The sequence below is a fragment of the Photobacterium sp. DNB22_13_2 genome (assembly GCF_052873915.1).
The window spans coordinates 98,277-121,739 of the sequence record NZ_JBNNXU010000004.1 but is presented as its reverse complement, the minus strand read 5'-3'; the positions used below and the strand labels follow the sequence as shown (position 1 = coordinate 121,739).

The 23,463-nt window shown below is 43.8% G+C and carries 25 protein-coding genes; 17 read left to right on the top strand and 8 right to left on the bottom strand.

Annotated features, from left to right (window positions below):
* Positions 1–123: 123 nt before the first annotated feature.
* Positions 124–1,737 carry a peptide ABC transporter substrate-binding protein gene (locus tag ACVA58_RS08040; RefSeq protein WP_446510144.1) on the top strand — a complete coding sequence of 538 codons (1,614 nt, stop codon included), beginning with the start codon at positions 124–126 and terminating at the stop codon, positions 1,735–1,737.
* Between the two features lie 60 nt (positions 1,738–1,797).
* On the opposite strand, the gene rodA is transcribed toward ACVA58_RS08040, so the two are convergent.
* Complete coding sequence (gene rodA / locus ACVA58_RS08035; protein ID WP_446509919.1) at positions 1,798–2,880, bottom strand: rod shape-determining protein RodA; 1,083 nt, start codon at positions 2,878–2,880, stop codon at positions 1,798–1,800.
* 83 nt (positions 2,881–2,963) lie between these two features.
* Entirely contained in the window at positions 2,964–3,437 is a 474-nt protein-coding gene (locus tag ACVA58_RS08030; RefSeq protein ID WP_446509918.1) for a hypothetical protein, read from the bottom strand.
* A 241-nt stretch (positions 3,438–3,678) separates the two neighbouring features.
* Here ACVA58_RS08030 and ACVA58_RS08025 point away from each other — a divergent pair, with 241 nt between their 5' ends.
* Positions 3,679–4,152, top strand: coding sequence for a glycine zipper 2TM domain-containing protein (locus ACVA58_RS08025; RefSeq protein ID WP_446509917.1), 474 nt, complete (start codon positions 3,679–3,681; stop codon positions 4,150–4,152).
* Between the two features lie 89 nt (positions 4,153–4,241).
* Positions 4,242–4,904 (top strand): alpha/beta hydrolase, encoded by a 663-nt coding sequence (locus ACVA58_RS08020; RefSeq protein WP_446509916.1) that lies wholly within the window; start codon positions 4,242–4,244, stop codon positions 4,902–4,904.
* Between the two features lie 82 nt (positions 4,905–4,986).
* On the opposite strand, the gene ACVA58_RS08015 is transcribed toward ACVA58_RS08020, so the two are convergent.
* The 4 genes from ACVA58_RS08015 to ACVA58_RS08000 all read right to left on the bottom strand — a co-directional run bounded on the left by ACVA58_RS08015 (position 4,987) and on the right by ACVA58_RS08000 (position 6,922).
* Entirely contained in the window at positions 4,987–5,613 is a 627-nt protein-coding gene (locus tag ACVA58_RS08015; RefSeq protein ID WP_446509915.1) for a 3'-5' exonuclease, read from the bottom strand.
* Positions 5,614–5,664: 51 nt separating this feature from the next.
* Positions 5,665–6,087 carry a DUF3859 domain-containing protein gene (locus tag ACVA58_RS08010; RefSeq protein ID WP_446509914.1) on the bottom strand — a complete coding sequence of 141 codons (423 nt, stop codon included), beginning with the start codon at positions 6,085–6,087 and terminating at the stop codon, positions 5,665–5,667.
* A gap of 130 nt (positions 6,088–6,217) precedes the next feature.
* Positions 6,218–6,640: an Hsp20/alpha crystallin family protein gene (locus ACVA58_RS08005; protein WP_446509913.1), complete on the bottom strand. Its 423-nt coding sequence runs from the start codon at positions 6,638–6,640 to the stop codon at positions 6,218–6,220.
* 105 nt (positions 6,641–6,745) lie between these two features.
* Positions 6,746–6,922 (bottom strand): hypothetical protein, encoded by a 177-nt coding sequence (locus tag ACVA58_RS08000; RefSeq protein ID WP_446509912.1) that lies wholly within the window; start codon positions 6,920–6,922, stop codon positions 6,746–6,748.
* Between the two features lie 76 nt (positions 6,923–6,998).
* Between ACVA58_RS08000 and ACVA58_RS07995 the strand changes: the two genes are divergently transcribed.
* Positions 6,999–7,448, top strand: a complete 450-nt coding sequence (locus ACVA58_RS07995) for an AraC family transcriptional regulator (RefSeq protein WP_446509911.1) — start codon at positions 6,999–7,001, stop codon at positions 7,446–7,448.
* Between the two features lie 453 nt (positions 7,449–7,901).
* Positions 7,902–9,068 carry a sodium:proton antiporter gene (locus ACVA58_RS07990; protein WP_446509910.1) on the top strand — a complete coding sequence of 389 codons (1,167 nt, stop codon included), beginning with the start codon at positions 7,902–7,904 and terminating at the stop codon, positions 9,066–9,068.
* Positions 9,069–9,230: 162 nt separating this feature from the next.
* Here the strand turns inward: ACVA58_RS07990 and ACVA58_RS07985 are convergent, their stop codons facing one another.
* Positions 9,231–10,616 (bottom strand): MATE family efflux transporter, encoded by a 1,386-nt coding sequence (locus ACVA58_RS07985; RefSeq protein ID WP_446509909.1) that lies wholly within the window; start codon positions 10,614–10,616, stop codon positions 9,231–9,233.
* An 83-nt stretch (positions 10,617–10,699) separates the two neighbouring features.
* On the opposite strand from ACVA58_RS07985, the gene ACVA58_RS07980 reads away from it, so the two are divergent.
* Positions 10,700–11,602 carry an AraC family transcriptional regulator gene (locus tag ACVA58_RS07980; protein WP_446509908.1) on the top strand — a complete coding sequence of 301 codons (903 nt, stop codon included), beginning with the start codon at positions 10,700–10,702 and terminating at the stop codon, positions 11,600–11,602.
* Positions 11,603–11,707: 105 nt separating this feature from the next.
* On the opposite strand, the gene ACVA58_RS07975 is transcribed toward ACVA58_RS07980, so the two are convergent.
* Complete coding sequence (locus ACVA58_RS07975) at positions 11,708–12,058, bottom strand: hypothetical protein (protein WP_446509907.1); 351 nt, start codon at positions 12,056–12,058, stop codon at positions 11,708–11,710.
* A 438-nt stretch (positions 12,059–12,496) separates the two neighbouring features.
* Between ACVA58_RS07975 and ACVA58_RS07970 the strand changes: the two genes are divergently transcribed.
* From ACVA58_RS07970 to ACVA58_RS07920, 11 genes are all read left to right on the top strand, one after another.
* Positions 12,497–14,527: an alpha-amylase family glycosyl hydrolase gene (locus ACVA58_RS07970; protein ID WP_446509906.1), complete on the top strand. Its 2,031-nt coding sequence runs from the start codon at positions 12,497–12,499 to the stop codon at positions 14,525–14,527.
* A gap of 133 nt (positions 14,528–14,660) precedes the next feature.
* A complete protein-coding gene (cutA, locus tag ACVA58_RS07965) occupies positions 14,661–14,960 on the top strand; it encodes a divalent-cation tolerance protein CutA (protein WP_446509905.1) in 300 nt (99 codons plus the stop codon).
* 105 nt (positions 14,961–15,065) lie between these two features.
* The gene (locus ACVA58_RS07960; protein WP_446509904.1) at positions 15,066–16,013 is read left to right on the top strand and encodes a YbgA family protein; all 948 of its coding nucleotides are present in this window, start codon (positions 15,066–15,068) and stop codon (positions 16,011–16,013) included.
* Positions 16,003–16,824, top strand: coding sequence for a MerR family transcriptional regulator (locus ACVA58_RS07955; RefSeq protein WP_446509903.1), 822 nt, complete (start codon positions 16,003–16,005; stop codon positions 16,822–16,824). The genes ACVA58_RS07960 and ACVA58_RS07955 overlap by 11 nt, the downstream gene beginning before the upstream one ends.
* Positions 16,811–18,253: a deoxyribodipyrimidine photo-lyase gene (gene phrB, locus ACVA58_RS07950; protein WP_446509902.1), complete on the top strand. Its 1,443-nt coding sequence runs from the start codon at positions 16,811–16,813 to the stop codon at positions 18,251–18,253. The genes ACVA58_RS07955 and phrB overlap by 14 nt, the downstream gene beginning before the upstream one ends.
* 48 nt (positions 18,254–18,301) lie before the next feature.
* On the top strand, positions 18,302–18,733 hold the full coding sequence (locus tag ACVA58_RS07945; protein WP_446509901.1) for a nuclear transport factor 2 family protein: 432 nt from the start codon (positions 18,302–18,304) through the stop codon (positions 18,731–18,733).
* Positions 18,733–19,476: an SDR family NAD(P)-dependent oxidoreductase gene (locus ACVA58_RS07940; RefSeq protein WP_446509900.1), complete on the top strand. Its 744-nt coding sequence runs from the start codon at positions 18,733–18,735 to the stop codon at positions 19,474–19,476. Before ACVA58_RS07945 ends, ACVA58_RS07940 begins: the two co-directional genes overlap by 1 nt.
* Positions 19,473–20,807, top strand: a complete 1,335-nt coding sequence (locus ACVA58_RS07935; RefSeq protein ID WP_446509899.1) for an NAD(P)/FAD-dependent oxidoreductase — start codon at positions 19,473–19,475, stop codon at positions 20,805–20,807. The genes ACVA58_RS07940 and ACVA58_RS07935 overlap by 4 nt, the downstream gene beginning before the upstream one ends.
* A 2-nt stretch (positions 20,808–20,809) precedes the next feature.
* Positions 20,810–21,658 (top strand): DUF1365 domain-containing protein, encoded by an 849-nt coding sequence (locus tag ACVA58_RS07930; RefSeq protein WP_446510143.1) that lies wholly within the window; start codon positions 20,810–20,812, stop codon positions 21,656–21,658.
* Between the two features lie 7 nt (positions 21,659–21,665).
* Positions 21,666–22,904 carry a class I SAM-dependent methyltransferase gene (locus ACVA58_RS07925; protein WP_446509898.1) on the top strand — a complete coding sequence of 413 codons (1,239 nt, stop codon included), beginning with the start codon at positions 21,666–21,668 and terminating at the stop codon, positions 22,902–22,904.
* Positions 22,905–22,957: 53 nt separating this feature from the next.
* Positions 22,958–23,449 (top strand): DUF2878 domain-containing protein, encoded by a 492-nt coding sequence (locus tag ACVA58_RS07920; RefSeq protein WP_446509897.1) that lies wholly within the window; start codon positions 22,958–22,960, stop codon positions 23,447–23,449.
* The last annotated feature ends 14 nt before the right edge of the window (positions 23,450–23,463 follow it).

Sequence of the window (23,463 nt, the reverse complement as noted above, 5' to 3'; positions counted from 1 at the left end):
TCTAAGTTATTTCATCATGCTAATTCCTTATTGATTTGAAGGACAATATAGCGTTCTATCTATGGGTCACTCTGACAACAGGAAGTAATAAAAATAACGCTTAAAAAGGACTTTGTAGTGAAAATGTATGCTCTTTCCGCAGCCATCAGTGCTGCACTTGTTTTTCCGTCGTTTAATCTGATCGCCGCTGATGTTCCAGCAGGTGTCGAACTGGCACAAACTCAACAATTGGTAAGGGCCAATGGTGCAGAGCCCGATACTGTTGATCCTGGCTTTGTCAGCTCAGGTAGTCCGGGCGATGTGATCGTCAACGATCTTTTTGAAGGCTTGGTGATCGAGAGCCTCACTGGTGAAACCATACCTGGGCAGGCGCAGTCGTGGTCTATCTCCGAAGACGGAAAAACGGTGACTTTCGTTTTACGTGATGGACTAAAGTGGTCAGATGGTACGCCTTTAACAGCCGGCGACTTTGTTTATGCTTGGCAGCGCGCTGTAGATATTAAAACGGGTAACAGTACTGGCTTTAACTTGCAAACTGCCAATGTTGTTAATGCCGATGAGATTGTCGCTGGCAACAAACCGTCTTCAGAGTTAGGCGTTAAAGCGTTAGATGCGCGAACCTTGGTGGTATCGCTGACTCGCCCAACGCCGTACTTCATCAGTATGATGAGTATAAAAACTTTCTTCCCTGTGCCACAAGCTACGGTAGAGAAGCACGGAGATAGTTGGACTCGTGCCGAGTACTTTGTTTCTAACGGCGCCTATCAGCTGAAGCAGTGGGTACCGAATGAAAAGGTCGAAGTCGTTAGAAATAGCCAATATCGTGATGATGATAAAACAATAATTGCAGGGGTTACTTACCTCGCTTTATCTTCACAAAATTCTGAGCTTACAAGATATCAAGCCGGTGAGATCCACATGACAAACCGGGTCCAGCTTGAGTATTACCAGAAACTGATGAAAGAAAGCCCTGAGCAGATTCAGGCTCTACGACTTCTGGGATCATACGTTTATGCTTTCAATACCCGCGTTGAACCTTTTGATAATGCTGATGTACGCCGTGCATTGAGTATGGTCATTGATCGAGAGCTACTTGTGGAGAAGATTACTGGTCAGGGTGAACCCGCGGCGTACGCCGTAGTACCTGATATTATTGCAGGTTATGAGGGAGCAGTTCCTTCGTTTAAAGCTGAAGATCAGAAGGCACGTTTGAATGCAGCCAAAGGCTTGTTGGCTGAGGCCGGGTATAGCCAAAGCAAACCGCTGACGATTAAGCTGACTTACAACACCAGTGAAAACCACAAGAAAATTGCGTTGGCGATAGCCTCAATGTGGAAACCACTAGGTGTAAAAGTTCACCTCAACAATATGGAGTGGAATGCTTACTTGTCGGCAAAAACAGTGGGTGATTTTACTTTGGCACGTTCTTATGCCTTTGGTGATTTTGCTGAGCCCTCATCGGTGCTTGGCAGCTTCCAGTGTGGTCATGTGAGCAATGAAACCGGATTTTGTAACAGCAAGTTTGATGACTTGCTGGCGAAGGCGGCAACTGCTTCTGATCAGTCAGAACGTTATCAGTTGTATCATCAGGTAGAAGTCATTTTGAATGATGCCGCGCCTGTGATCCCACTTTATCACTACAACCATACTCGATTGGTTAAAGCGGATCTAAAAGGCTTTCCGATCAATAATCCAAAGGGCAATATCTACGCGAAAGACATGTATTTCGTGAAGTAATTCAACGTTGATAAAAAGCGCGGCATTGGCCGCGCTTTTTTGATCAGGACAGTAGCGACTCTATTTACTCTTGTAGGGTTTATAGAGACACAATGACATGATGATGCCAAAACACACGCCTTGAGTGATCATTGCCGTACCGCCATAACTAAAGAAGGGCAGAGGACTACCCATAACAGGCAGCACACCGCTAACCATGCCCATATTGATGAAGGCATACAAGAAGAAGCTCAATGATAACGCACCGCTGACCAGACGGTTAAATGGTGATTCACACTGACAAGCTAACCAGATCACTCGACCGGTAATAAACAGATACAACCCTAGTAATATTAACGTGCCAATAAATCCCCATTCTTCTGCATAAGTAGAGAAGATAAAATCGGTATGGCTTTCAGGGATAAAGCCAAGATGTCCTTGAGTGGCATTCATCCATCCCTTGCCCTTTATCCCACCAGAGCCAATCGCTATCAATGATTGAATGATCTGATAACCCGCACCAAGTGGGTCCGATTCAGGGTCAAGAAACTGAGTGACACGCTTTTTCTGATAGGCTTCCATAACGAAGAACCACAGCAGAGGAACGGCAGTGGCAATGCCGCCAAGAAATGAGCCGATGATCTTCCAACTCATTCCTGCAAAATAAAGGACAAATAGGGCGTAGATAATCGTGAAGATGGCACCGTCGAGATCAGGCTGAATAAAAATGAGTCCAGCCGGTACTCCTGTAACCAGCAAGCATAGACCAATTTTTTTTAGATCTGGTCGTCCAGCATCAACAACCAATAGCCAAGCAACCATCATTGGTATTGCGACTTTGACCAGTTCTGACGGCTGGAAGCGGATCGGGCCAATTGCCAACCAACGCTGAGAGCCATTGGTACTGTCACCCATAACAATTACACCAAGCAGTAAGACCACAGCCAAACCATACAGGTATGGTGCTGCATGCTGATATTTAATCGGTGGAATGGCGGACATAACCACCAAACAAGCCAATGCGATTAAGGCGCGGATAAGATGTCGTTCGAGCATTGGCTCACTAAAGCCGCTTGCACTCCACACGGTGAGAGAGCCGAGTAAGATCAGCGAGGTGATGGCGATTAACAGAGGGTAATCAATTCTTGGTCTGTAATTAAGCATATTTTTATGATTCGCAAGCAATAACAAAAAGCGCATTGCATAAGCAGATGCGCGTAGCGGTTGTATTGAACCGCTAAGAAATATCAGGTGTTGTTAGGCTTGAATCGTTGATGTTCAACGATTGATCGATATTGAATATTGGCTTCTTTCCAACCTCCCAGACGGTGGTTTACTTTCAATACCATATAGGCGGACAGCGGCAAGGCGGTAACTGTCATTGCAACCATGACCCATTGTCGGACAAGTTGACGACGATGCGAAGTTTGAACCGCATACTCGACAGGCTGTGCACGTTGTTGGAGCTCTAGGTGCCGTTGCGAAGAAGGTGGAGAACTGAGAGTTATCCAGCCAATGGGCTCATGCTTATGGAGCGAGGATAAATACCATTCTTCTTCATCACCCGATCTTTGCTCTGATGACGCGACTGCAAGCGTTAAGTGATAGCGACTGTGTTCAAAGCCTGGTTGGAAAAGAAAGCTGATGTAGGTCGAGAGAGAGACAAGCGATAGCCCGAAGAGCAGCGTAATGAACTTGGGGAGTGAAAGGGTCGTTTTCATTGCCTGTGTTTAAGCCAAAGCGGTTGATCGCTTTATAATCTCTGAGTGCTGGTAAATTATAGTGTTAGTGAAAAAATGCAATGGTTTTTGATAGCACAAGGATTGAAACACAACTGGCTGCTGGATATTTATCCATTTTTACGCTCAATAAAGTCATGTTTCGCGACATGACTCTGGCATAGAGGCTTTAAGTGTTGCCGCTATACTTAAGTCAGGTTCCTACGTGACATAAGGTGTCAGCATGAAGAAATTGTTTTATCCGCTTGTATTGTTGTTCGGTTTATTGGGATTAGGGATGACGGGGTGCTCAAGCAACCCGTATGGTGATTCCTATGGCGTAGCGGACACGCGAACAATCCAGCAGGTTCGAACTGGCGTGATCGTACGAACGGAGCCTGTGACTATTGAAGGGGAAGGTCAAGCGGTTGGGGCTATCGCCGGTGCGGCAGTGGGGGGTATTCTTGGTTCAAAAATAGGGGGTGGCTCTGGTTCTGATATTGCAGCCATTGGTGGTGGTGTCTTGGGTGGTTATGCGGGTAGTAAAGCCGCAGAGGGGGTGACAAAGAGAAATGGTGTGAACCTAACCATCAAAATGGACGATACCGGTGAGACTATTGCGATTGTTCAAGAAGCAAACCCAAATATGATGTTCACTGTCGGGCAGCGGGTGCGAGTCAATGTCGATGGACGCACGGCGCGAGTCGTACCTGAGTAACGCTCCAGAATAAGCCACTTAAGTGAATAGCTGCTTGGGTGGCTTTACTATAAACTCACTAAATCAATTCTTTGCAGGACGCAGGCTCAATGACACTATTTTTATCTTCCGTTATTGTTGATCCCACTGAAACACCAAGCGCTTCCGTTATTTGGCTTCATGGTCTTGGTGCCAATGGTCATGACTTTGAAGCGATTCTTCCCGAACTAAATCTACCACCGGAAGCGGCTATTCGTTTTATCTTTCCTCATTCGCCGTCAATTCCTGTCACGATTAATGGCGGCATGGTGATGCCTGCTTGGTACGACATCCTTGAGATGGGGGCTGGACGCAAATTGAATACGCAGCAACTGCTGGATTCTGCTCGTGCCATTAGCAAACTAGTGGATCATGAAATTGCTAGTGGAATAAGGAGTGACCGGATAATTTTGGCAGGCTTTTCACAGGGGGGAGCGGTGGCTTATCAAGCTGCACTGACGTATCCCAAGCCTTTGGCTGGGCTTTTAGCGTTATCTACTTATTTTCCGACCGCTGATGATATTGAAGTTAGCACCGCGAATAAGGATCTAGAGATTGAAGTGATGCATGGCAGCTATGATCCTGTTGTCTTACCGACGATGGGTAAAGATGCCGTTGAGGCGTTGAAGCAGAAGGGCTTTACACCAAACTGGCGAGAATACCCGATGGAACATCAGGTATGTTATTCACAAATCAACGATATATCCAAATGGCTACAGGCTAAATTGTTGTAATTAGCTGTTTCAAATTAGAATGGATACCCAAGTTAAATTGCTTGGGTATCTAAATTAAGCAGGGTACAGAGAGCTGTTTGAGTTAGGCTGCGAGCTTTCTAAACAAAGCCGGTATTGCCGCTTTGCTGGTTTTGCTCAATTTTCGCATCGTATCAAACGAAACCTTTTGTAGGTTAGTCTGCGTTTTTACTTCATTGACCAAACGTTGCCAGAGTCTGGCCGTCATTTCAGCATCGGCCAAAGCCCGGTGGAAAGTGCCATTGTTTTCTATGTTTAGCTCACTGACCAATGTACCCAACTTATGGTTAGGGACATCTTGGTAAAGGCGTCGTGCCAGTAGCATAGAGCAGACAAAATTGCCGCTGTACTGGCGGTTTAGCATCTCAAGCTCAGCGTTAAGAAAGCGCTGGTCGAAAGATGCATTGTGAGCGATTAGATTGTACCCTTGAATGAAATCAGCAAACTCATCCATAACCGCATGACAGCTTGGCGCAGACTCAAGCATTTTATTGGTGATGCCGGTATACCCTTCGATAAAGCTGCTAACACGGAACCCCGGATTCATCAGTTGTTGAAACTGATCGATCACGATGCCATTTTGAATTTTTACAGCACCAATTTCGATAGCGCGGTCGCCCATGTTTGGCGAAAGACCTGTTGTCTCAAAGTCGAGCACGATAACAGTATCTGCAGAGTGTTGTGTATACATTAGAAACCTAAGAAATTAGTGTGTGTTACGTGTATGGCTTGTACTTGGATATTAATATCCACGTTTTTTCCAGAAATCAGCTTCGTCTTTGGCATAAAGGTTAAACGTCTTTTCAGCCACAACTTTACCGCCAAGTTCAATTGTCATGCGCCATTTACCGATTTTATTCGCTATCGGGGCCCAAATAGTATCACCTAGGTAAAAATCCCAGTCATTAGTACGCACATGCAATTCCCCATCGAACGGTTCCAACTCGTCCCCATCGTCATCAGTAATACCCGGATGGTAAATACAATAGCGGATCTTCTCGCCACGGGCTTTCTTAATATTGACAGTAAAACCGAACTCGATGTCTATCTCTGCAGGCACGTCGATAGTAAAGGTTTTGATCTTGGGCAAGTGCTTAGATTCGGCATCCCAGGTTGTATGGATACCATACGTCTCGATACTGACTACAGGTTTTGATTTGGCCATGAGGTAAAGAACAGCGTTGCTAAAGGAAAGTGCATTATAAGGCTTAGAGAGAGATGTTTCATTCCAAATTGTGTTAATAAAAAAGAGGCTAGTTTAGCTAGCCTCTTTCTTTGTATCTCGAAAAGAACTATTAATTGATCTCAACATTGGTACTATCTGGAGATGTGCCTTCTAGTTTGGGAACCACAATTGTGAGGACGCCATCACTGAAGCGTGCTTGTACGTCTTCTTGCTGGATATTGTGGCCCAGGTAGAAGCTGCGCATTAATCTTCCTTCATAGCGCTCTTTGCGAATGACTTTGCCATCTTTCTCTTCTTGGTCGTCTTTTTTGGTTACCGCTTCAATAGTCAGCGAGCCATTGGATAACTGTACTGAGATATCGCTTTTATTGACTCCTGGTAAGTCCGCGGTAATTTCAAAGTTCTTCTCTTGTTCTACGATGTTGATTCGCGGTGAGTAGACATCGGCATTGAGTCTATGCCTCAAAGTAGGGAAGTTGTGATCAAACATATGTGAGAAGTCGAACCATGAATCTCGAGGTACCAAGCTCATAACTGCCTCCGACTGATTGTCTAACTATCGTTAATATTGTAGTTAGAGGCAGTTGAGCGCGTTGGGATATTTTACGTGGGATTGATATATATCAACTGCAGAGGATTAATCCCCTCCGTCACCATCGCCATCATGGCTACCTTCATAAGGAGAATCGTCTGCGGGGCTACCTTTGGCATATCGATCAAGTTCATCAGATTCATCATCAGGCATCTGTTGTTCAACAACATTATCCTGGTTGGCTTGAGTTGGGTTAAAGATATTCTTGAGCCATTCAAACATAGGCTAACCTTATTGAGAACCAGTGCGGTTTAATGAAATTACATTACTAATACTAGTTCGTTATGCAGGTCATGAGATGAAAAGTGAACATATATCCGAAACCTATTTAGCCTACATCAGGGTCACTGGGCCCTATGGTGAAAACTATGAGCCCGCAGTTGAGCTTCTATACCGTTGGGCAGGAGAGAACAACTTACAAGGTGGGCAGTGTCTGTTCATTTATCATGATGATCCTGAAAAAATAGAATCGTCAAAGTGTAGGACCGATATTTGTTTAACGGTTCCAGTGACAACTGTCGCCAGCGAAGATGTTGCTATTCAAATCTTGCCAGCAGGTAAATACTGTAAGTGTCGTGAAATCGTCAGGCATAAGTCGGGATACCCTTCTCACTGGAAAACGTTAGCCGAGCATGTGCAATCCGCTGGTTTGGAGGTCGATGAACGACCATGTTTCGAGCTGTATCATAGTTATGATATTGAAACACATGTTGCAGATGTCAGTTTCTATCTTGCAGTAAAAGGTTGATATTTAATCGTAACTCTGGAGGCTCTGGATGTGCTACAAGGCATGTGTTTTTGATTTGAATCAGTAAATGTCGTATGTACATATTGTGAACTGTAAATAAGTACGTCAAATGATGGGTAAATGTTTTCTCATATCGGCTAGACAGAAAAGACTTGAAGAAAAACCCGAGTTAAGGTTATTATCTATCCACAATAAATCCATACCCGAATATTTGAGAATCCACAAAAAACCGCTCATATTTCACCTTCAAACTATTTCATAATGTAAATTGCTGAAATAATCACTTAACCTTTGTTGATGATATAAATACATTCAATATTTCCATTACATAATCATACTTTTTTATACACTAAATAAAACACCGTAATAAGTTTAATCAATATATTCATACTCACGACAATAATAAGAAAGTCGGTTTTTTAGAATGAAGATTACTCTTAATAAGGTGACAATGTGAAAAAAGTCATACTCTATTCAATTTTGCTTTTGGTTGGCTTGTTCCTATCACAATTGCTACCCCTGTATATCGATGGCTATAGCGCCTTACAACCTATACTTATGGTTGTAACGATGTCGGCATTAGCCTACATCATGATTAATGTAGGGCGTGAGTTTGAGATAGATAAAAACAACCTGAAGCAGTACAGCTGGGACTACGTAGTGGCAATGACCACGGCAACATTCCCTTGGATTGCGGTCGTCCTGTATTTCATTTTTGTGTTGATGCCAAGTGACTTATGGTTCAATGCAGATGCATGGAAAGAAACCCTTGTGATAGGTCGCTTTGCAGCGCCGACATCTGCGGGTGTTCTGTTTGCTATGCTTGCGGCTGCTGGGCTTGGTGCAACTTGGATGTTCAAGAAGGCCCGTGTATTAGCCATTTTTGATGATCTTGATACAGTATTGCTGATGGTTCCGCTGACAATTTTGGTTGTTGGCTGGCGTCCGGCGCTTGGTTTAACACTGCTTCTAATGCTTGCGCTTCTCGTTATAGGCTACAAGTATTTGCATAAGTGGAAAATTCCTTCTTCTGCCGGGGCGATTGTTGGCTATTCAGTGTTAATAGCTGGCCTTTGTGAAATGTTCTACATCTCAACAGATATTCATTTCGAGGTATTGCTGCCAGCCTTTGTGTTGGGCTGCATGATGAAATCTCAGCACGAATCAGCAAAAGATGTAAAAGTGTCAACAGTCGTAGCTTGTCTATTTATGGTGTTAGTTGGTTTGAGTTTACCTCAGATCTTTGGTGCTGTTGAACCAGTAGATAACTCAAGTATTACTACAGCAATGCCAGCAATGGAAATGAGTGAAATTGCTTTTCACGTCATCATGATTTCTATTGTGTCGAATATCGGCAAAATGTTCCCGCTATTTTGCTATCGAAATGAAGCAACATTAAAAGAACGCTTGGCACTATCAATTGGGATGTGGCCGCGTGGTGAAGTTGGTGCTGGTGTATTGATGATCAGTATCGGATATGGATTTGGTGGACCTATTGTGACGATCAGTATGCTGTCGTTGGCATTGAACCTAGTGCTGACAGGCTTCTTCATCATGATGGTACGTAGTTTGATTCTAGGCCCAGTTAAAGGAGGCGCATATGAAAAAACGCGAGCTTAAATTACTAGCAGCTGTAATATCTATCTTTTTGTTTTCACTTGTAGTGGGTAGAGCCGCAGCCTAAAAATAAGGTATATACCCAAGTAATTTGGGTATAGTTCTATCTTAACGGGCTACGTCTTTCAATAGACGTAGCCCGTTTTTTCTTTTGATAAATACTGACTATACCGTAGCTGGTTGTGGTTGAACGGTGAGGTTGTTAAGCCAGCGTCGTTTCATGTAGCGGTTAAAGCATAATGATAGCTTAACGGTTTCTTCAGCCAATAAGGCTAAATAAACCCAGCCGAAAGACCATTCACCAATAAAGGCGCCATACGCGGTAAAGGGAATACCGATCATCCACATTGCGATGAAGTCCATTCTTAAGCAAAATAGATTCTCTCCGCCAGTACGGAGAATACCGTTGATGATAATCATATTGAGCATCCTTAATGTGATCCCCACACTGATCACGTACATTGCAGGCTGCGCAAGCGGCATTAAGTCTTCTTGATTTAGGTTAAGCCAAGACAAAACGAACTGGTGGTTGAGGTAAAGAAATAGCCCCATGCCTAAACCAATAATTAGGACAAACTTCAGGAAGAATACCGTCATCGCCTGGGCTTTTTCAAACTCATCTCGCCCCAGAGACTGTCCGATTAATACCGAGCAAGCGACGGAAATTCCCATGAATACCGAATATAGCAGTGACTCAAAAGGACCGATCATGCTGAATACTGCCAGTTCAGTAGTCCCCATATGACCAAAAATGATTTGATAGGTAAGAGTACCTAGCGCCCACATAAATGCGTTTAAAGACTGAGGGATCGCAAGTTTACGGTAAGTCATCCAAAGTGTTTGGTGATTACGAATAGAACGGCTGACAATGAGCCAATGTTGGCGGTAAACCAGTACGGAACACATCATTAAAACCTGTGCGAATCTAGCAATTGTTGTTGCGAGGGCTGCCCCAGCGACTCCCATTGCAGGTATACCAAATCCGCCTTTGATTAAAAGGAAATTTAGGGCAATATTCAGTGCAATGGTTATGGCTCCCAAAATAAGTGGCAGCATGGCATCATCGCTAGCACGTAAGCTAGATTCCAGTGTAATAATCACATGCGTCAGGATCAGAACGGGGAAGCTATACCATAGGTACTGACTGCCTTGTGTGATCACGGCCATATCATTGGTCTGAAGCTGCATGATTTGCGGAGCAAACACGGTGATGATAAAAGTAACGGGTATCATGATGACCGCACCCAACTTCATTGCTTGAATTGTTACCGTTTTCGCATGAACACTGTCTCTTTTCCCCCAATACTGGGAAACTAAGATGCCATTGGCAGAAGCTAGGCCCGCCATAATCATAATGGCGACAAAATGCCATTTCGATGCAATACCGACAGCTGCAGTGGCTGATTGCCCGAAATCGCTCACCATTAACACATCGGCAAGGGCAAGAATTGCCACTAAGGCACTTTGAATAGCAACGGGAAAAGCCAGCTTTGCTATACGAGCAAAGAGGTCATTTGGCAGTGCTGTTTGTGTTTTTTTAATTGTTGTCATCGTCAGTCTCCGAATCATACCAATTAGAAATAGGTCGGCTTGGTAATGGACGGCAACTATAGCGAACCAGAAAATGGAGTGACATGTTAGAAAATACAGAAAACCTGTGTGAATCTGTCACCATGGGTTTTGCCATGGCGCAACCGAAAACAGATTGGAAAGAAGAGGTTTACCTAGCTCAAGCCTGTAAAGAGCGCTTTCTTACTCAATCTGATCTGCCTGAGCTGACAGACAGCGGATTTTTTATGGCAGGACTAGCGGAATTGGAGGAAGGGTATGAGATTGAGCGGGTTATAACAACTAATCACACCATACTGTTAACCCAGGAAGGTATGGGGCTGCTCACCCTTACAGACAGGCAATATTATTTACTGCCTAATACTCTAACTATTTTGCCGGCAGGTTTGCCATTTCGGTTTGAATTGGCGGACAAAAAGAAAGGTTGGAAAATGGCTTGGGTACTGCTTAAGCCTGGAGATAAGTGGTTACCGCTGGTGGCTAACGGTCAGCGAGTGGAGCATACCCCAATCTGTGAACAAGTGTGGTCTGTTATGAACTTATTGCATAGCGAAATTGGTGGAAGAGCGAGTTACAGAAAACTCTTTGCTAGCGAGTTATCACGCTTGATGCTGGGAAGTGCGAACCTTGCACCGTCAAATTCGGTTTTGCGTGTCCAAAGTGTATTTAATGATATTGAGTCACAGCTTCACCTAAACTGGACCGTGAAAGGCATTGCTAAGCAGTGTTTTCTTAGCACCGAGCAGTTAAATAGGATCATCAAGCAGCTTTATAACTGTTCAACACAGCAGCGCTTGATTCAGCTTCGGATGGAAAAAGCGGTAGATTTACTTCACTATCAAGAATGGACTATTGGTATGGTTGCACAGCGATTAGGCTATCAAGATCCATTCAACTTCACTCATCGTTTTCGCCAATATCACGGTTGTTCTCCAAGGGAGTACCGTAAGCGATTGTTTGCGGGGTGATGGGGGTTAAGAGCAGATGGACTTCATAGTTGTTGCGGTTCAAAGCATAAAGTGTCTTATCAGTGTGAGTGAATAACCGGCCGATAAGACACTTATGGCTTTCGCTTAGCTACGTTTAGGCTGCTGGTATGTACGACCTGCTGCTTGATAAACGTCTTTTGTTTTTACATCGAACATATCGAAGAAGAACCAAGCGACAAATTTGATGACATCATCACCCACATTCATGATCCACTCGACGTACTCTTCTTGTTCGCCATCATCATTTTCTTGAAGAGAAACGTGGTAAATGCGTTGCTCACCATCAATTTCAGCAAGATTGAATTGACCTGTTAGTGATGCTGCTGCTTCAGCAATCTCTGTATCCTCATTGGCTTTAAGTGCCTCAAGTATTTGTGGAACAGAGTCCAATTCGCAAAGAGCCTTAACTAGCGTTTCAAATTGGTCGTGTTGCATGGTTTGATACCTATCATTAAGCAAAATTGATTGCGTGTATTGTATCAGTGTAAATCAGATGGTAGACAAGTTTATGATTACTCAGTGAGCGGGTGCTGTTTTTTTAAACGCAATAGGTCGATTCAGTATTCTTTTATATATTTGGGCGCTCTTTCACGAACATTGTACTCCATACAAAAAGTGACATAAAAACTCGCCCCTGCTAACAGTATGTGGTTTAGAAAGTTGCTAGGTGCGCTGCGAAATTTTGCTTTAGCTCCCATTTTGTAGAGGCTCTCTATCCAAATACTCTCGTCGTAAGTACTGGTTCCTACGTCTTTTTCTTCAATTGTGTCTACGCCCCCCATCTACGCCTTTCTCAACCGTTGGGGGGGAGGGTATAGGACACCTAAAGATATGAATAATGTAGAAAACAAATAACAAACTTGGAGACTCGATGTGAAAAGGAACCTACGATCTTTCCTTGCTGTAGCTATCGCTGCATCTTTAGCTGCCTGTAATAGTGCAGATAATGCTGTGGATGTTGCTAACGTAAGCTCAAATGCCTATATGTGCGATAGCACCTTGATGACAAAGGCGGATGACCTGCGTATCTATCAAATTATGGTAGAGAGCTTCGTTAATGGTGATGATGCAATAGGACACGGCACTGGCTATGGTACCAGCCACCATAAAGGCGACTTACAAGGCATCATAGATTCACTGGATTACATCGAGTCATTGGGTGTGAATGCGATATGGCTAACGCCAATCTTTGACTCTATTCCTGTTGATGGGCAAGACCATTGGGCTGATAGATTGGATGCAACTGGTTACTTTACCAGTAACTATTTTGCTGTCGATCCGCGCTTTGGCACCATGGAACAGGCGAAAGAGCTGGTTGAGAAAGCCCATGAAAAGGGGCTTTATGTCTTTTTTGATGGTGTTTTTGGCCACCATAAAGACAATGTCGTCCCTTCTCCAGAAGGGCGTCTACCTGTCGGCGAGAATAACCCGGTAAGCTACCCTGAGAGCCTTGCTTTCTATCAAGAAGTGGCAACGTTCTGGATTGAAGAGCTTAAAATTGATGGCTGGCGATTGGACCAAGCTTACCAAGTGCCAACCGAAGCTTGGACAGCTATTCGAGCTAGCGTCGATGAAGCATCGAAGTCTGTTACTTATGTTAATGCAGAGGGTGACACCGTTAACCCGCTTGGCTACATGGTCGCCGAGATCTGGAATAACGAGAATTACATTAAGGAAACCGGCTATGGCATGGAAGGGGATCCTGCGTTGTGCTCAGCCTTCGATTTCCCAGTACGTTACCGGGTCGTTGAGACGTTTGCTGCCAATGAAAATGGTGTTGGCAATAAAGGTGGCAAATGGTTAAACGAAGGTATGAACTTACACAGTCTATATCCTTCCCACGCTCAGCCGAATTTGATGCTGGGCAACCATGATTTGGTTCGATTTGGTGACTTACTGCAACGAGGCAATATAGCCTCACCGGAACAAGCTGAATATTGGGAGAGACATAAAGCGGCGCTGTCTTTCCAGGCGGCTTACTCAGGACCAATAACCCTGTACTACGGCGAAGAGATCGGTGATGAGCTGGAGGGTTATGCACAAAAAGTAGAACAAGATTGTGCAGTCCGAGGGCTTTGCGATGACCACGTTGCCCGCACCAATGGTAATGTTGATGGGGTAACCGCTGTACTCAACGAAAGTCAGCGAGATTTAAAACAATACGTTTCTCAATTAATGGCTTTACGATCGGTTCACCTTGCACTTAGCCGTGGTGAGCGCACCAATATTGTTGCCAACGAGACGGTATATGTCGATCATAAACAAGCTGATGATGACGCGTTAGTTTATATGGTCAGCACAATCTCTGATCAAAAAACTGTGGTATTGAAAGCGAGTGAAATTGCCTCTGAAGGTCAGCTTGTGGACTTGATGACGGGTAAAGTGTACAGCACTCTCAATGGTGAATATCAAATCAACCTTGCACCTTTTGAAGCGAAGTTCTTGTCGATAGAGCAGCCATCAGCGGCCGGATTGACGAAAGTAGCGACTGTTACTGCGGCTTCTTCACTGATGGGGGAGGGATTCATGGCTCAATGTGATAATCCTGTCGTGGAAGGTGCTGGCCCCGTTGGCAAAACCTTGTATGTTGTCGGAGACTTTGCTGATGCTGGTTGGAAGCACAAACCTAATCGTGCCTACAACTATGTAGGTGACAACACCTATCAAGTGGTTGTCGATGAAAAAGCCGGTGCATTTAGAATGCAATATGCGAGCAAGGATTGGTCACCACAATACACCGCGGATGGGCTTGAGCTAACCTCAGGTAAGGTTGCCAACCTTAAGCGCGGTGGCTATGGCAAAGATACCGCAGTGACTCTCCCTGAAGCTGGGAAATATGTTTGGAGCCTCAAATTTACTGAAAGCGGCGATCCTGAACAGATAATGGTCTCTAAGTGCCCGTAATGTAAGCATTAATATTTTTTCTAATATGGCTGTAAAACTAGAGGGGGCGTTATGCCCCCTCTTTTGTTATTGTTAAAAACAATGTTTGAAAGCGGTGTAAGTAGAGGTGAAAATGGGTGAAAGGTGTGTGGTGATGACAACGTTTTCTGATGATGAGGTTGGTGAAAAAATCATTCACTCATTGATAGAAAAACGTTTGGCGGCCTGCGTGCAAGTTCAGTCGATAGAAAGTTACTATCACTGGCGAGGGAAAGTCGCTAAAGACCAAGAAAAGCTAGTCATTATCAAAACGACATCGGCACTGTACGCACAAGTAGAAGCCGATATTCTTGCTAATCACGATTACGATACGCCAGAAATCGTTCAACTGCCTATAACCGCTGGGTATAGCGACTACTTGCAATGGATAGAGAAAGAGTGTCGTAATACTTAAATATGCGTTTTGTTGCGCTTGTACAAAAAAAATATTTGTATAAATGATCCAATCTACTACTCTTCCTTGTACAACATATTAGTTTTGTACAAGGTAGGGATAGTCATGCAAATACCCGTTGGAATTAGCGCCTGTGTGCTGGGAGAGAAAGTAAGATTTGATGGCGGGCATAAACTCAACCGCTTCATGGTTGACGAGTTAGCCAAGTACCTTACGTTCAAGCCTGTTTGTCCTGAAGTGGGTATTGGAATGCAGGTGCCGCGTCCTGCTATTCGCTTGTTGCAATTGCCCTCAGAAGACATTCGTTTAGTTGACAGCAAGAATCAAGACGTCGATTACACAGACAAAATGATTGCCTTTGCTAAGCAGAAAGTGTCGCAATTCGATGATCTTTGTGGCTATGTAGTGTGCGCCAAATCACCAACCTGTGGCATGGAGCGGGTTAAGCTTCATATCCCAAACAATAACACCATCCCTGGTGGCTCAGTCGGTATCTACACACGTGAACTAATGGCAAAAATGCCTTGGCTACCAGTAGAAGAAGATGGCAGATTGAATGATCCTGTCCTGAGAGAAAACTTTGTGTTTCGTATCTTTGCCTTGAATGATTTTTACCATTCGGTGCGTGACCAACTTTCTGCAAATGCCATTGTTAAATTTCATTCTCGTTATAAGTTGGTGCTTATGGCACATAATCCAATTGCCTATAAAGCGCTCGGCAGTATGGTTGCTCATATAAGTGAATGGGATATCAATGAGTTTTATCTTGAATATCGATTGCAGTTTATGGATGCGATTAAAGAACGGGCTTCGAGAAAGAATAAAACCAATGTGCTAATGCATCTGCAAGGTTATTTCAAACGTTCACTTACCAAAGAACAGAAACAGGAACTATCTGATTTGATTATGAGCTACAAAGATGGTCATCAGCCGATTCTTGTACCAATGGCATTGATTAAACATTACTTGCGCGAATACCCGGATCCTTATCTGCAACTACAAACTTTTATTGACCCTTATCCGGAAGATTTGAAGTTACGCTATGGACTCTGAAAAAGAATTTTATGCAATCAAAGACGTCTCTGAAATTACCGGCATTAACTCGGTAACGCTAAGGGCTTGGCAGAGACGTTATGGGCTACTGAACCCTAAAAGAACAGAGAAAGGGCATCGGCTGTATTCCGAACAGGACATCAGCACAATAAAAGAAATCGTTGAATGGCTTGATAAGGGTGTTGCTATCGGGAAAGTAAAGCCCATGCTTGGCAAGCTTTCACCACATATTGACGATTGCCAAAATGATAGCCAGAAAGCGATAGGGAAGATCCTCTCGACATTGGCGAAATTAGATGCTGTTTCATTAGATAGACAGTTAATCCAGTTGATGAAAGAGTACCCGGTGAAGGTACTGGAAAGTAAAATTGCACGTGTTGTTATTAATGAAATACAGCAAGCTGATAACCCCTTAGTCGATATTCAAAGTGTGATGTGGGCTAGTGTGCTTCAAGAGCGTTGTTTGTCATTGGTTGCGGCTTCACGCAAACGCAATAAAAAAACATGTATTTTGGTGAGCTTTGATGAACAGCCAAGTTCTCGCTTCTGGCTCAAAGCCGTTGAGTTATCTGAGATGGGTTACAGTGTCACCATGCTGCCAAAGTTAAAAGGCAAACTAACACCATTAGTGCCTCTGTTAAATTCATGGACCGATAAGAGAATAGTTTTAGAGGGTGATAACAAACTGTCTCAAGATGTTTTAAGTCAAATACAGCAGTTACTGAATGCGACGGAGTTAGAGCTATTAACGGCAGGAAGCATTAACACTATTCATCCTGAATTACTGGAGTGGCAACATGAGTCAGCTTAAACAGGTAGGGCTAATTTGGTTTCGCTCTGACTTACGTATCGTTGATAACACGGCTTTGTTCGAAGCCGCAAAGCGATGCGATCAACTGATCGCCCTGTATATATCTACACCGATGCAATGGCATGAACACTATATTTCCCCCATGCAAGTGGATTTAATCCGCCGTCGTTTACCTGTATTGCGTGAGCAGCTCTCCAGTCTTGGGATACCGCTCGAATTTAAAGAAGTCGCAGATTTCGAGCAGATCCCGCAAGCTATTTTGGAAGTGGCGCAAAATAACAGTGTCTCGCATGTTTTTTGTAATAAGCAATATGAATGGAATGAGCTCCAACGTGATGACAAAGTTGGTCACCGACTTGCCATGCAGCAGATCAAGTTCAGCGCCTTTGACGATTCCTGTGTTATAGAGCCAGGTAAGGTGCTAACGAAAAAAGGTGAAGCCTTTAAGGTGTTCACTCCGTTTAGAAAAGAGTGGTTGAATCTGTTTAGGGCGCTTGCACCATCACCTTTGCCAATACCTGAACCTTTAAGCTGCCCAATTAAAGAATTTGAACAGAATGATATGTCTGTCACTTACCCTGCGGTTGACAGTATGCGATGGCCTGTCGAGGAAGAGACTATCCGTCAGCGATTGGTGACATTCTGCTATGAGAAAGTGGAAGACTATCATCAGCAACGCGATATACCGTCAATAGATGGCACAAGCTGTTTGTCCCCCTATTTTGCATTGGGGATGTTGTCTCCACGGCAGTGCATTGCTGTACTGTTAGCAGTAAGTCCAATGTGCTTGGATGAGCCGGAAAGCGGTGCATTTAGTTGGTTAAATGAAATTATTTGGCGCGAATTCTACCGCCATTTATTAGTGGCATATCCCAATTTGTGCCGGGGGCAGCCTTTCCAGCAATGGACCCAAAATGTCAAATGGCAGCCATCTAGCGAGTTGTTAACGGCATGGCAGAATGGTCAGACTGGTTACCCAATCGTTGATGCCGCGATGCGCCAATTAAAACAAACAGGTTGGATGCATAACCGTTTAAGGATGATTACCGCGAGCTTTCTTACCAAAGATTTACTTATCCATTGGCAAGCTGGCGAGCAATGGTTCATGTCTCAACTAGTGGATGGTGATTTTGCGTCAAATAACGGAGGCTGGCAGTGGGCAGCCTCGACAGGTACTGATGCACAACCTTACTTTAGGGTATTTAATCCAACAACTCAGGGCGAACGTTTTGATCCAAAAGGGGAATTTATCCGTACTTGGTTGTATGAATTAAAAGACGTACCGGATAAATATATTCATCAGCCACACCTCTGGCCTGATAGAGGCAGAATAAACTACCCCAAACCAATTGTTGATCATAAGCAGGCAAGATTGTTGGCAATCGCGTCATTTAAAACAGCTAAAGATGAACGTAACCCACAAACTTGAATAAATACATGATGAGCTGGGTTTTGAATTTTGAATTTTGGAGTCACTATGGATGAGCATACCGTTGCGTTAACCGACAAGTTCGTCACTATATATCAGAATCTTGATAAGCAAGATCTGTCAGTGCTTCAAGATATCTACCATAACGATATTGTTTTTGAAGATCCTGCACATCGCATGGAGGGTTGGCCTCAGCTTTCTGATTATTTTATTCGGTTATTCGACGCTGTTGATTATTGTCGGTTTGATATTACGGATCATGTCTGTCGTGGCGATATTGCTTATGTGCAATGGGTAATGACATTTAAACACCCAAGACTACAGTCAGGAAAAAGCCGGATGGTTAATGGTTGTTCACGGTTGGAATTTGCTGATGGGAAAGTCATACATCATAGAGATTATTTTGATATGGGGGAGATGATCTATGAAGGGATCCCTATGCTAGGTCCTATCGTGCGTTACCTTAAAGCGAGGCTGTAATGATGACTATGAATAAACAGGTACTGATTACAGGGGCGAGCTCAGGTATCGGAAAGCAACTGGCCATCGATTATGCCAATGACGGTTGGCTGGTAGTAGGGTGCGGACAAAGTGCTGAACGGTTGCAAGCGTTGACCGATACTAATGCGAACATATCTGCAATCAATTTTGATGTGACAAATAATGAAGATGTTCGTGAAAAACTATCTTCACTCACTGACGTTCCTCAGTTGATTATTCTTAATGCGGGGACGTGTGAGTATATCGAGCACGGCCAAATAGATGTTGAGCTATTTCGTCGAGTATATGAGGTTAACATCTTTGGTTTACTAAACTGTATCGAAGCTCTGCAGTCGTCATTCAATGAAAATACACACCTCGTTATAATCGGGTCAACCGCATCATATATTCCGTTACCTAGAGCTGAAGCGTACGGTTCATCTAAAGCTGCTGTGGCTTATATTGCTAATACGCTGGCAGTGGATTTGGCGAATAAAGGAGTGACGGTCAGTCTAGTGAGTCCAGGGTTTGTAAAAACACCATTGACCGATAAAAACGACTTCGCAATGCCGATGTTGATGACCCCGGAATTTGCTTCAGACAAAATTCGGCAGGGTATTACCGCAGGAAAGAAAGAAATTCACTTTCCGCTCAAATTCAGTTTGTTCTTGAAGTTTATTGCTCTATTACCCATCAGGTTGCAATTGGCGACTGTAAAACGTATGACAGGGAAAACCGCATGAAAATAGCAATTATTGGTAGTGGTATATCAGGTTTAACATGTGCGCATTACTTGGATAAAAAACATGATATCACTGTTTTTGAAGCCAATGACTACATTGGTGGCCACACTGCGACCGTCGATGTTGATGTTGCCAGTGGTCGTTATGCCATTGATACTGGTTTTATTGTGTTTAACGACAGAACCTACCCGAATTTTGAGCGATTGCTGGCTGAAATAGGCGTGTGTGGTAAACCGACTGAGATGAGTTTCAGCGTTCATAATGCGTTAAATGGGTTGGAATATAATGGCAATAATTTAATGTCGATGTTTGCACAAAAAAGAAACATCTTAAACCCAACGTTCTACCGGTTTATTTTCGATATTCTTCGATTTAATAAATTAGCAAAAGACCTCGATTTGGCCACGGAAATGAGCCAAACCTTAGGTGAGTTTCTAAATTTACATAAGTTTAATCGATACTTTTGTGAAAATTATATTCTTCCTATGGGCGCCGCAATATGGTCGTCTACATTGTCAGACATGCGCCAGTTTCCTTTAACCTTCTTTGTGAATTTCTTCCGTAATCATGGGTTACTGGAAGTTAGCAATCGTCCACAATGGTATGTAATACCCGGAGGGTCGCGCGAATACGTTAAGCACCTGATTGTTCCGTTTGAAGACAAGATACGGCTGGCTTGCCCGGTTACATCTGTCAAGCGGACGCATGGCAAAGTTGTTGTCGCAGCCAATGGTATCAATGAAATCTTCGATCATGTCATATTCACCTGTCATAGCGATCAAGCCCTGAATATGCTCGCAAATTCCACCGAGACCGAAAGTCAGATCTTGGGTGCCCTCAAGTACCAAAAAAACGATGTCGTGCTTCACACAGATGCGTCGCTATTGCCTAAGAGTAAGGCGGCATGGGCATCTTGGAACTATCACCTGGGTAATAATGAAAGTGGTCAATGGGAAGATAAGCAGACCACGCTAACTTATAACATGAATATTTTACAAGGTATTGAAGCACCAGAAACCTTTTGCGTTACGCTAAACCAAACAGAACACATTGCACCTGAAAAAATTCTGCGTCAGTTCGTTTATTCTCACCCGGTATTCTCCACAGAAAGTATTGAAGCCCAGCAGCGAAGAGAGCAGATCAATGGCGTAGATAACACATGGTATTGTGGCGCTTATTGGTACAACGGATTTCATGAGGACGGTGTGCGTAGTGCTTTAGATGTCATTGAATTAATCGCAAAGCAGACTCTTGGTCAAAGTAGCCAAATAACCGAACACGCAAATGAAGCTAATAGAAAGGCTGAACCTGCGGTGAGGAGCGGGGGATAATGATGCGTAGCGGTATATTTTCTGGTGTTGTTAGGCATCGCCGATTCACGCCGGTGTCACATCAGTTTCAATATCCAATGTTTATGCCTCTTATCAACCTTGATGAACTTGGGCAACTTGAGAAGTGCGTGTTTGGTTTCGGTCGACATTGGTACCACTTTGCAAGATTCAAGGTTTCTGATTATTTAAGGGGGTCTGAACAGGTCAAGGCATCTATGGACGCAGACATGGCAGGACAAGCAGAAGCGTTGAAATCGGCGGTTTTTGAAAAGCTGCATGAGCTTACTAATGAGTCAATAAGCGGTGATGTTTTCATGCTTTGTCAGTTGCGCTATGCCGGGCTCTATTTCAGCCCATTAAACATGTATTACGTGTTCGATGATGAGGGTAAATGGCGCTGGGTGTTGGCCGAAGTGAGTAATACTCCTTGGAATGAAAAACACTACTACGCCTTACCTGCTGCGGGGCAGTGGGATAAACAACAATGGCTTGAGAAAAAAGCCTTTCATGTTTCACCATTTAACCCGATGTCTCAGCATTATTATTGGAAATTGAAGGAGCCGTCTGCAACAGTATTTCTTCATTTAGATATTCATGACAGTAAAAGTGATATCAAGGTGCTGGATGCAACGATGTCGTTGAAGCGACTCCCTATGACGTCATCAAGCCTTTGGCGGCACATTGCACAAACGCCTATTCAAACTGTGAAAGTCGTCTTCGGTATTTATTGGCAGGCATTGCGTTTGTGGTTTAAAAAAGTGCCATTTTATTCGCACCCGGTAAACATCCAGTCGCAATCAGCGGTAAATAAAAACAAGCATTATCCTCCATCATCAAATAATAAGGAGTAGAGGCACCATGTTGAATAGTGAAGTTAGTCAAGGAGCCTTGGCTCTAACAGGTACTGACCGCGTTGCCAGGAAAATCATCTTTAGTTTTTTGGAGCTGCTAAGCGGTTGCGGTTTGATGGTGTCAGAAGTCAATGGCGAGACACATCAATTTGGTGATAGAACTGGTGAACTGCAGGCGCAATTGATCGTTAAGCATCAAGGGTTTTATAAGCGGATTTTAGATGGCGGTAGTATAGCAGCCGGTGAAGCTTATATGGACGGTTGGTGGGACTCTCCTGATTTAACACAGGTTGTACGGATATTAGCAAGGAACTTGCATATTCTTGACAGTATTGAGTCAAAGGTCGGTTGGTTAACAGCTGTGAAAGACAAGTGGCTTCACTACACAAGACGGAACAGCAAGCAGTCTTCGAAGAAAAATATTCTGGCTCATTATGATCTGGGTAATGATTTCTACCGTACATTCCTAGACGAAAACATGCTTTATTCGGCTGGTATATACGAGGACGGTGAAACAAGCCTCTATCAAGCACAGTTCAACAAGATGGATCGTTTGTGCAAGCAGTTAGATCTTAAGTCGGAAGATCATTTGTTAGAAATCGGAACAGGCTGGGGTGCGTTGGCTGTTCATGCAGCAAAATATTATGGGTGTAAGGTAACGACGACCACTATTTCCGATGCTCAGCACCAGTGGGCTAAACAGCGGATTGAACAGGAAGGCCTTAGCGATAAGGTGACCTTACTGCTTGATGATTATAGAGATCTTACGGGTAAGTTCGATAAGATTGTATCGGTTGAGATGATAGAAGCGGTTGGTAAAGAGTATCTGACCACTTACATCAAAAAGTGCCAGTCATTACTCAAGGACGATGGTTTGCTTGCAATACAGGCAATCACAATCACGGATCAACGTTATGATAGTTACAGTAAAGGTGTGGATTTTATACAGAAATATATATTCCCCGGTGGTTTTTTACCTTCTGTCACTGTTTTATCTCAACACCTGACTCAGCACACGGATTTTGTTATTCGTGATTTGAAAGATATGGGAATGGACTATGCGAGAACCTTGTCAGATTGGCATAAAGGTTTCAATCGCAATATTGACCTATACATGCAGCAAGGCTTCGATGAAAGATTTATTAGAATGTGGCGTTTCTACCTTTGCTACTGTGAAGGTGGTTTCTTAGAAAGAAGTATCAGCACTGTTCAGTTGGTAGCAAGCCGAAGCGGGTGGCGTACCTAACTCAAGCTTAGGTCGTCAATACCAACGCCATACTGGACAGTAAGGTGGTTAAAATGTCTAGTAAAAAGCTTATAGCGGCGGGACTGATCTTTAATGTGTATTGGTTAATAGCGGTATTAGGGCAACAGGCTTATGTGTGGGTACTTGTGCTTCTTTTTGCTGCCTGCTGGTGGAAGTTTCCATCAGTTGGGCGGTACGCCTTTTCTATCGCTTGCGCCGGTGTGCTGATGGATGGGGCTCTCAGTATTTCTAATGTTTTGGACTTCCAAACACTATTGATTCCAATTTGGTTAATTATGCTTTGGCTGGGCTTCGGTGCATTCGTCTGGTTCATGAAAGAGACCATTTCCAATTATTCAGTTGCTTTTATAGGTTTGCTTGGGGGAGTTGGTGGGGCCATGAGTTACTTCGCCGGTTATCGTCTCCAGGCTGTGCAATGGCCATTAGGCGTTGAACTCACACTATTCATTCTATTTGCGAGTTGGTTTGTTCTTTCTACAGCGATCGTCATGCTGATAAAGCGCAAAGCAGTGTGTGAAGCTTAATTTGATAACTGATG